The following is a 1,677-nucleotide window of genomic DNA, read 5'->3' on the forward strand; positions in this document are numbered from 1 at the left end:
ACTTCCACCTGCTGATGCAAGTGCGGCAGTATTACCCCGATGCCGGGGCGAAGTTCGCCGCCCTGTTCGAGAAAGACCGGAAGCTGTGGCGCGACATCATCGAGCGGGCAAAGTCGGCGGGCGAAATCCGCACGGAGGTGGACACGGAGGAAACCGTCGCCATGTTCCGCGAGGTGTTCTACGGCTTGTCCTTCGAGCAGGCTTTCCTCTCCGGGCTGGACACGGGGGAACTCTCCCGCAAGCTCCGCTTCATCTATTCGCTGATTAAAGCCTGACCCGTTCAGGCTTTTTTATGCCCTCCGGCATCCTTTTCCTCCCTCCCGAAAATTCTTTCGCAACTTTTCCAAACCATTCGGTTTGTTTCTTCGATTCTTTTCGTACCTTTGGGGGCATGTAAGGTTAGGATATACGCCCTGCATGGCGTGGGTTAGTGGAATGTCCGATGCCTGACAGGTGTATTTATAAACAAATTAGCTGTAATATAAGCATGAAAATGATTATTTTCTACATACTGGCATTTCTGTTTTGTTTGCCTATACAAGCACAACAACAGCGTTTCTTCGGTGTCATTCAGGATGCGGACGGATATACAAATGTACGTGACACAAATGGAACAGTAATAGACAAATTATTGGATAATCATGTGTTTGTCGATTGGGATGCACAAAAGAACCATAAAAAATGGCATAGCGTAGAATATGGAGCCGAAACGGGTATAACCAAAACTTATCCGAATGGAAATACCCATATAGGAGAAATCCATAAAAGCCGCATCTGTTATTTACCAGATTTGCCACAGTTAAAGAAACAGCCGCAAAGTACGGATAATTATCTTGTATATGCCAACGACACATTAACCGTAGAAATAGGTTTCCGAGATTTTAATCTCCAACGACACTCCATTGTTTATGATTTGGACACAGGTTTTGTTCGGAGCATTGACGGTTGTTCTGATTTAATAGGTATAGATAATAATATTCCAAATAAAGAATATGAATTTATCACCGTCAAGTACCCTGCCGGGATATTGGAATTTCCAACAGCATATATAACGCATCTATACGAACCGAACCAAAACAATGTTGTCGTAGCATTGGGTAATGGAAACACTCTGTTCATCAGCACACAGAACAGTGACGGTGCAGGTGGATATTATGCCGTATGGACAGTAGAAAATTATCTTGTTAAAAGTCTGTTTGTGTTACATGACTTTTGACTAAAATACAGCTAACAACGCAAGGTAACGGCAAGCCGTTCCTTGCTGAACCATTATGCAGCACCCACATTTATTCTTTACCTAATGGAGAAAAAACTACCAAAGGTGAAGATGGCGTAGCAGTCCGATTTGGAATGCCTGTTGTCATAAGTGCATTAACAAATGGTTGGTGCAGAGTAAATTCTATTTTCAATGCTCCTTTTGGTTATATACCTATTCAAGACATTGAAGTCATTAAGTAACTAACTAACAATAGTTGAATGCTATTCTTCACCAACCTACTTAGCCATCAAAATCATGCTAAAGTTATTGGAGAAATATTACAATATAAATTATTACTGCACTTATAAGCTGCTGTTCATCCTTTGTTGGAGGATGCTAAACCCTTTGTATTGGCTAAGCCTCTTGAAATGGGACAACCGCTACATAAAATGGTTAGTTTCGATTGGTAAGAAAACAGA

General features: G+C 41.9%; 2 protein-coding genes and 1 pseudogene. All 3 read left to right on the forward strand.

Features of this window, described 5'->3' with window-relative positions; translation table 11 throughout:
- Positions 1 to 275 (forward strand): annotated as a pseudogene (locus B5F71_RS19370) (TetR/AcrR family transcriptional regulator C-terminal ligand-binding domain-containing protein); the annotation flags it as partial.
- Between the two features lie 212 nt (positions 276 to 487).
- The gene (locus B5F71_RS19375; protein ID WP_087213614.1) at positions 488 to 1,216 is read left to right on the forward strand and encodes a hypothetical protein; all 729 of its coding nucleotides are present in this window, start codon (positions 488 to 490) and stop codon (positions 1,214 to 1,216) included.
- On the forward strand, positions 1,213 to 1,458 hold the full coding sequence (locus B5F71_RS19380; protein WP_241148667.1) for a hypothetical protein: 246 nt from the start codon (positions 1,213 to 1,215) through the stop codon (positions 1,456 to 1,458). The genes B5F71_RS19375 and B5F71_RS19380 overlap by 4 nt, the downstream gene beginning before the upstream one ends.
- The last annotated feature ends 219 nt before the right edge of the window (positions 1,459 to 1,677 follow it).

Source organism: Bacteroides sp. An269 (assembly GCF_002159755.1).
Classification (GTDB): domain Bacteria; phylum Bacteroidota; class Bacteroidia; order Bacteroidales; family Bacteroidaceae; genus Phocaeicola; species Phocaeicola intestinalis.